Annotated in this window: 8 protein-coding genes and 1 pseudogene; all 9 read left to right on the forward strand. The window is 45.7% G+C overall.

Annotated elements, in window-relative coordinates; all coding sequences use genetic code 11:
* Positions 1–173: 173 nt before the first annotated feature.
* Positions 174–1,571, forward strand: coding sequence for a hypothetical protein (locus tag STRDD11_RS05475; protein WP_241209323.1), 1,398 nt, complete (start codon positions 174–176; stop codon positions 1,569–1,571).
* Positions 1,572–1,588: 17 nt separating this feature from the next.
* Positions 1,589–1,870, forward strand: coding sequence for a hypothetical protein (locus STRDD11_RS14215; protein ID WP_241209324.1), 282 nt, complete (start codon positions 1,589–1,591; stop codon positions 1,868–1,870).
* A gap of 38 nt (positions 1,871–1,908) precedes the next feature.
* Complete coding sequence (locus tag STRDD11_RS05480; RefSeq protein ID WP_128836117.1) at positions 1,909–2,190, forward strand: hypothetical protein; 282 nt, start codon at positions 1,909–1,911, stop codon at positions 2,188–2,190.
* Between the two features lie 15 nt (positions 2,191–2,205).
* Positions 2,206–2,535, forward strand: coding sequence for a hypothetical protein (locus STRDD11_RS05485; protein WP_128836119.1), 330 nt, complete (start codon positions 2,206–2,208; stop codon positions 2,533–2,535).
* A 721-nt stretch (positions 2,536–3,256) separates the two neighbouring features.
* Positions 3,257–4,447 carry a methionine adenosyltransferase gene (gene metK / locus STRDD11_RS05490; protein ID WP_128836121.1) on the forward strand — a complete coding sequence of 397 codons (1,191 nt, stop codon included), beginning with the start codon at positions 3,257–3,259 and terminating at the stop codon, positions 4,445–4,447.
* A 389-nt stretch (positions 4,448–4,836) separates the two neighbouring features.
* Complete coding sequence (locus tag STRDD11_RS05495; RefSeq protein ID WP_128836123.1) at positions 4,837–6,096, forward strand: UDP-N-acetylglucosamine 1-carboxyvinyltransferase; 1,260 nt, start codon at positions 4,837–4,839, stop codon at positions 6,094–6,096.
* Between the two features lie 33 nt (positions 6,097–6,129).
* On the forward strand, positions 6,130–6,681 hold the full coding sequence (locus tag STRDD11_RS05500; RefSeq protein ID WP_128836125.1) for a GNAT family N-acetyltransferase: 552 nt from the start codon (positions 6,130–6,132) through the stop codon (positions 6,679–6,681).
* Positions 6,674–7,951 carry a CBS-HotDog domain-containing transcription factor SpxR gene (spxR, locus tag STRDD11_RS05505; protein ID WP_164828394.1) on the forward strand — a complete coding sequence of 426 codons (1,278 nt, stop codon included), beginning with the start codon at positions 6,674–6,676 and terminating at the stop codon, positions 7,949–7,951. Before STRDD11_RS05500 ends, spxR begins: the two co-directional genes overlap by 8 nt.
* A 21-nt stretch (positions 7,952–7,972) precedes the next feature.
* Positions 7,973–8,135, forward strand: a pseudogene (locus tag STRDD11_RS14220) (methionine aminopeptidase); the annotation flags it as partial.

The raw sequence follows: 8,135 nt of genomic DNA on the forward strand, positions 1-8,135 counted from the left end.
TAATACAAAATTTTCGGTAGATTTTTACATAGAGAACCAAGACAGTATCCCAAATACTGGAGAAATGGGGATGCTTCATGATATATATATAAATGAAAATGGCGGTTGGAGAATATTTTCATAATATAATTGCTAGCAAAAATTAACCTTAATTAATTTAGAATGAGGATAAAATGGTAAATTGGAATTTAAAAAGTTTTGATAATATTTATTCATCTATTGCAGAGAGTGCCTACACAGATCGCCCGAATTCATTTCCTGAATTATATAATTCAAAGCAATTTACAGAAGTTGATTATTCAAAAAATAAAAAAGACAAAGATGGCCAACTCACCAAAGGTGGTGGCACTGACCTCCCCAACCAAGGGAAGGTTTATCTTCAACCTGACAATGAAGGACTGCTTGAAGACAAAAAGACAGGCTACAATGCCTACTATGTCACTGATACAGATACGATTAACCAAAATACCAAACAGACCTATTTTGCCGTTCGTGGGAGTGATGGTTTCGGAATTGATATTGGTAAGGTACAAAAGGACCCAGTTGGGTACTTGAAAACTTATAATCCTAGTGATTTCAACTTCCAAGATTGGGTATACAATGATGCGGCCTTTGCTTTGACAGACGCGATTATTCCTCAAGCCAAGCATGCTACTGAAGGCATGAAGGCAAAAATAGCTGAACTAAACCAATATGCAGCACCAGATGCCAAGATGGATATAACGGCTCATTCGTTGGGGACGATGACTTCGATACAGGGAGTTGCAGGACTTAATGAGGAAGAGTTGAATAAGGTTGGCCATATTGTTCTTTTTGATGGTCCGGATCCTACTAAGAGTCTGGAAAAAGCAGGTTATGGCGATAAAATCCCACAATTAGATGCTAAAATAACTTATTATGTTAACCCTTTTGATCCTGTTAGTATGCTCAATCGTGAAAAGCCTTGGGATCAGCAGCTTGGTGATGTCAGAGTGGTAGTTCCCATTGAATATACAAATATGATGGATAAACACTCTTCCCATGACTTTGGCGCTTATCAGATAGATAGCAAGGGAAATATCTTGACTGTTTATGAGGATTACCATCCTGAGTTATGGAAAGCTGGTCATAGACTTGCGGAATTAAACAAAAAGAGCATTGAAAATTTAAAAAAGTATATTCCGGAAAAAGCGATTGAAAAACTAGTAACCATGAGTCCGGAGGAGTTTAGCAGATTAGCAGGGCTGCTGCAAACGGGTTTAAAAGCGGAGGATCTGCTTCCTATTATAGCAGGTATAGAGAATATAAAAGAAAGATTGGGACTTAGTTGGGATGATTTTGCTGAAATTTCTAAAAATAAAGATAAACTCTCAAAAGTGTTTCAAGATTATCAAAAAGAGTATACGAAAATCATCAAGGATGCAAAGAAGGAGTCCTTGGAATGGAATCGAAAGAATCTTGACTTTAATAATCCCAATAATTTTCATGAAAGAATCAGGCGTGCAGGCAGTTACAACGAGCGCATTTTGCTGAGGACTCAGCTATTGTACATGGCTGTAGAATTGGCCGGCTCAGATATTGAACAAAAATAGCTGAAGTAAAAACCACCTTGGCCGATGCTGAATCAAATCTTAAGGAATTTATCGAATCCAAGAGAAGTGCGATTCAGACTTTAGGGCACCTGCTGTCTGCTTCGGAGTTGGAGGATTTAATGTTGGAATTAACCTTTGAAAACTTGTGGGATTCTGGGATTTACGAATCAAATATTAATCATTTAAAAGAATTCGAAACCAAGATGACTGATTTTTCTCAAAGCATGATTCGGTGTGCACAGGCCCTTGAGGAAGTCGATGTTCAGGGCGCTGCAGATATTTTTGCAGCCTTCTCTTGATTCAGCCTAAATGCAAACGCTAGGAGTAAAGGACGATTATGGCCGAAAAAATAAATGAAAATCTAATAATACAACTATTAAAACATCAACAAAGAGCAGCTGTGAGAGCAGCAGTTACAGCCTCTGTAGCTGCTGCTAAGGCTAAGAGGGAGGCGCTTCAGCAGACGTTAAATAGCAAAGCGCAAGAACTTCAAGATTATGCAAAAAATACGTATAGCACAAATATTACGGATGGGCTGGAAGGGCAAGCAGCAGATGCAGCCAAAGACTATCTGTCGCAAATGCCAAAACCAGAGTTGACAAGCCCAATCAAAAGTTAGTCATAGGGAATAAAGATGAATGAAGAAATTTATAAACTAGATGAACAGTTTGATAAAAGCATGAGGGAGCTAAAGAAAAAAGAGGAATACCTAGAAGATAATTTGTCTTATATCCTTTATACGACGGAGCAGTTGAAAGATGAGGTTTACCAGATAGCAGATGGGGAATTTCCTGTAGAAGCCTATACAGATATTTTTCAAATGGATACCAATGCGGAACTGTTTCAAAAAGAGGTTCTGGAGCAAATCGATGATATCGATGAGAAACGTTCGAAACTTCGTTGGGATTATGAGGAGCATTTAGATGCGCTTTATAAGAAAAAAGCCAGAGAGCAAGATGACTAAGCAGGCATTGAAATTTTCTAGTTTAAGGGACGTAGGAAGCAGCTCCTAGCAGAAGTATATTTGCTGAGAATTGAGATGAAATCAGATGGAATGCTCATAAAAATGTCCCCCTGCTGCCAGCTGATGCTGTTTCACAAAAAAGCCCATTTGGTCTACACTGCAAGTAAAGAAAAAAGCAGAGGAAACCAAATGGGCATTTCTCTTATACGCCCAAACGCCGTCATCTTCAACTCAGTATGCTGCAGCTTGATCAAGTCCGCTCTGACATCGATCAAAGAATCGCTCCTGATGAGCTGGTCCACGTAAGAAAGTGAAAGAGTGCAAGTTTTCAGCTCTTTCTGTGTTGGCTTTGATGCTGTTCCAATCAGAAGCGGGTATCACATCTCATCGAACATGTTATCGTATGATTGGCAGTTTATTCGGGTTCACAGGATTTCCATCCTAATACAGAGTCCGATATTGAACATCCGCCGGCCAAATCTTTAGCAGGATTGCCATTGGAGCTGGAACGGGCTATTCTGACCTATCATTTAGGATACGTTGCCAACTGGCAGCAGGGGTAGCTATAGTTTCCGGCTATAGCTTTTTCTATTTAAAAGATTCTGATTTTTTTAATAAAAAGTGGTATAATAAAGGCGTTATATAGTCCCGATAAGGTGGTAGGAATTTCCTATCAGTGCTTTGTAACTCTATAACAATTTATTTAAGGGGGGACATTTCTATGTCAGAACGTAAACTTTTCACGTCTGAGTCTGTATCGGAGGGGCATCCGGATAAGATTGCAGATCAGATTTCAGATGCGATTCTGGATGCGATTTTAGAGCAGGATCCTGAGGCCCATGTGGCAGCTGAAACAGCTGTCTATACTGGGTCGGTCCATGTTTTTGGTGAAATTTCGACCAAGGCCTATGTGGACATCAACCGGGTGGTTCGCGATACCATTGCTGAGATTGGCTATACCGATACGGCCTATGGCTTTTCTGCTGAGACGGTCGGTGTCCATCCGTCGCTGGTAGAGCAGTCGCCGGATATTGCACAGGGGGTCAATGAAGCGCTGGAAGTGCGTGGAAATGCAGACCAGGACCCGCTGGACTTGATTGGTGCAGGAGACCAGGGGCTTATGTTTGGCTTTGCCGTGGATGAAACGCCAGAGCTCATGCCGCTGCCCATCTCACTCAGCCATCAGCTGGTCCGCCGCTTGGCAGAATTGCGCAAATCAGGCGAAGTCAGCTACCTGCGTCCAGATGCTAAGTCTCAGGTGACCGTTGAGTATGATGAAAATGACCAGCCTGTGCGCGTGGATACGGTGGTTATTTCCACCCAGCATGACCCAGAAGCGACCAATGAAGCGATTCACCGCGATGTGATTGACAAGGTCATCAAAGCCGTGATTCCGGCCCAATATCTGGATGAGCAGACCAAATTCTTTATCAATCCGACCGGCCGCTTTGTCATTGGGGGGCCGCAGGGGGATTCCGGTCTGACTGGCCGCAAGATTATCGTTGATACCTATGGCGGCTATGCCCGTCACGGCGGCGGTGCTTTCTCTGGCAAGGATGCGACCAAGGTTGACCGCTCGGCTTCCTATGCAGCCCGCTATATTGCCAAAAATATCGTAGCAGCCGGCCTGGCTAAAAAAGTAGAAGTCCAGCTGGCCTATGCCATCGGTGTGGCGCAGCCGGTTTCGGTTCGCATTGATACCTTTGGGACAGGTGCTGTTTCAGAAAGCAAGCTGCAGGAAGCGGTTCGTCAGATTTTTGATCTGCGTCCAGCTGGTATCATTAAAATGCTGGATCTGAAACGGCCGATTTACCGTCAGACAGCGGCTTACGGCCATATGGGACGGACGGATATCGATCTGCCTTGGGAAAAAACGGACAAAGCAGCTGCTTTGAAAGCGGCCGTCCAATAGGACTGCTAGGTCTTGTAAATCGGACGTTAGAAATATACAAAAAGGCTGGGCAAAAAGTCCGGTCTTTTGAGTTTATCGTTATTTCGTTTATCTTTTATTCCGTCGTTAACTCGCCTTGGAGGCTGGGACAGACTCCCATGATGGCTGTGTCCTCACCCACAGAGGGATGGATCTTTGGGAAGATACTGTATAAAGAGTCCTTCATCCTCGCGGGGGTGGGAAGATGAACTCTGTTGACTTGTTTGGAGTTCTTTCCCGCCCCCCTCTTTTTTCTGTTTCAATCTTATTTCAATTTGCCCTCTCTGTCCTGATTTTTTCAAAAGTCTAGGAAATTTCGCAAATCTGTGATATAATAAATAGCAATACCTTGAAAGAGCTTAATATTCAACATGAAAAAAATTGTGATAAACGGCGGTCGCCCCTTAAAAGGAGAGGTGACTATTAATGGTGCCAAAAACAGTGTGGTGGCTTTGATTCCGGCTGTTATTCTGGCGGATGATATTGTGACGCTGGACGGCGTTCCGGCTATTTCGGATGTTGACAGCCTGATTGACATCATGGAGGCTATGGGAGCCAAAGTCAAGCGCAGTGAGGACAGCTTGGAAATTGATCCGCGCGGTCTGAAAAATATGCCCATGCCTTATGGAAAGATTAACAGTCTGCGGGCCTCTTACTATTTTTACGGCAGTCTTTTAGGCCGTTACGGCGAAGCGACAGTCGGCCTGCCCGGCGGCTGCGATTTAGGGCCGCGGCCTATCGATCTGCACCTCAAAGCTTTTGAGGCTATGGGGGCGCGGATGACCATGAGCGGCAATGCTATGCATCTGGCTACCGGCGGTCAGCCGCTTAAAGGAGCCAGTATTTACATGGATACGGTCAGCGTCGGTGCGACCATTAATACTATGCTGGCTGCTGTCAAGGCTAAGGGCCGTACGATTATTGAAAATGCAGCGCGGGAGCCAGAAATCATTGATGTGGCGACCCTCTTGAATAATATGGGAGCTCATATTCGGGGGGCTGGGACTGACATCATCACGATTGAAGGTGTTGAGCGCCTTCATGGGACCCGCCATCAGGTCATTCCCGATCGAATCGAGGCAGGGACCTATATTGCTCTGGCTGCCGCTATCGGCCATGGGATTCAGATCAGCAATGTGCTTTATGAGCACTTGGAAGGCTTCATTGCCAAGCTGGAGGAAATGGGAGTTCGGATGACTGTTTCTGAGGACAGTGTTTTTGTCGAGAAGCAGGAGAGTTTAAGAGCCATTCATATCAAAACCTCGCCTTATCCTGGTTTTGCAACTGACCTACAACAGCCGATTACGCCGCTTTTGCTGACGGCTGAGGGCCATGGAAAGATTATTGATACCATCTATGAAAAGCGGGTCAATCATGTGGCAGAATTGGCCAAGATGGCGGGCAGAATTGCCACCAAAGGGGACCAGATTGTCTATGAGGGCCCCAACCAGCTGCAGGGGGCATCTGTCAAGGCAACGGATCTGCGGGCCGGTGCAGCTCTCGTCATAGCAGGGCTCATGGCTGAAGGCAGGACCGAAATCACCAACGTGGAGTTTATCCTGCGCGGCTATTCCAATATTATTGAAAAATTGACGAGTCTGGGTGCGGATATCCAGCTCATCGAAGAATAAGCGGGTCTCGCTTATTTTTTGTAGAGGTAGCAGATGAATTTGTGGACACAGTTAGCAGCCTTTTCCTTTACAGAGACTGCCCATGCTTTTTTGCGGCCGGTCCTCTTTGAGGATGCGGCAGCCCTTTATAAAATTGCCTCCAATCCTGACAATACCCAGTTTATCTTTCCGACTGAGGCCAGTCTGCAGGAGAGTCAGTATGTAATTGCCAATTATTTTATGAAAAATCCCTTGGGGATTTGGGCTATCTGTGATAAGGAAAGTCAGGAAATGATTGGCTCTGTTAAGTTTGAAAAAATAGACGAGATAAAAAAAGAGGCAGAATTGGGCTATTTTCTGCGGCAGGATTATTGGGGACAGGGCCTGATGACAGAAGTTGTCCGAGAGATGGTTTTCCTGTCTTTTACCCAGTTTGATCTGAAGCGCTTAGCGATTATCACCCATGTGGAAAATCTGGCCAGTCAGAAAGTTGCCCAAAAGGCTGGCTTTAGGCTTTACCGCCAATTCAAGGGAAGCGACCGCTACACGCGAAAGATGCGGGATTATATGGAATATCGCTATGAGAGAGGAGATTTCAATGAGTAAGCATCAGGAAATTTTAGCCTATCTTGAAAATCTGCCTATTGGCAAGAGGGTCAGCGTCCGCAGCATTTCCAATTATCTGGGTGTCAGTGACGGCACGGCCTATCGGGCTATTAAGGAAGCGGAGAATCGCGGGATTGTTGAAACGCGGCCCCGCAGCGGCACGGTCCGGGTCAAGTCCAAGAAAGTGGTTTTGGAGCATCTGACCTATAAGGAAATTGTGGAGATTACCGGCTCGGAAGTGCTGGCCGGTGAGGCTGGTCTGGACAAAGAGTTCAACAAATTTTCTATCGGGGCTATGACCGAGCAGAATATCCTGCGCTATCTGACGGAGGGCGGGCTCCTGATTGTCGGAGATCGGACCCGGATTCAGATTTTGGCCTTGGAAAATGAAAATGCTGTGCTGGTGACCGGCGGTTTTGAGGTCAGTCCGGATGTTCTCAGGCTGGCCAACCGTCTCAATATCCCGGTACTCAGGACCAAGCATGACACCTATACGGTAGCAACCATGATCAACCGGGCCCTGTCCAACATGCAGATCAAGACGGATATACTGACGGTAGAGCAGGTCTACCGCTCTGCTCATGAATACGGCTTTCTGCACGATACAGACACCGTCCGCGATTATTTGGATCTGGTCCGCCGCAATCGGGCCAGCCGTTTTCCCGTCATCAATCAGCACCAGATGCTGGTCGGTGTTGTTACTATGCGGGATGCAGGTGATAAGTCGCCTCTGACAACCTTGGACAAGGTCATGACCCGCAAGGTCTTTATGACCGGCCTGTCAGCCAATATTGCCAATATCAGCCAGCGCATGATTGCAGAAGATTTCGAGATGATTCCGGTCGTGCGCGGCAATCAGACGCTTCTGGGAGTCATTACCCGGCGGGATATTATGGAAAAAATGAGCCGGTCGCAGATTTCCAGTCTGCCGACCTTCAGCGAGCAGGTCGCTCAGAAGCTGCAGCGGCAGGATGATTTGTTTTCTTTCACCGTGGAGCCCTTTATGCTGGAGCAAAATGGAGTCCTGGCCAACGGCGTTCTGACAGAAATCCTGACCCGTATCACGCAGCAGCTCATGGTCAACAGCGGCCGCAGCCTGATTATTGATCAGATGATGATCTATTTCTTTCAGGCTGTTCAGATTGATGATCTGCTGCACATTCAGCCCCGCATTATCCGGCAGACCAGACGGACAGCCATTGTTGACTACGAAATGTATCTGGATGCCGTGCTGATTGCCAAAGCAACGATTACAGTGAAAATTAATTAAGAAGAGGAAAGAAAAGAAAGAATGATTACCTTAAAATCACAGCGTGAAATTGACTTGATGGACAAAAGCGGAGATTTTTTAGCTTCCATCCATATCGGTCTCAGAGATTTGATTCGGCCGGGGCTGGATATGTGGGAAATTGAGGAATATGTCCGCAGACGCTGCAAGGAAGACAATGCTCTGC

It is taken from the genome of Streptococcus sp. DD11 (genome assembly GCF_001578865.1).
In the GTDB taxonomy this organism is placed as follows: Bacteria; Bacillota; Bacilli; order Lactobacillales; family Streptococcaceae; genus Streptococcus; species Streptococcus panodentis.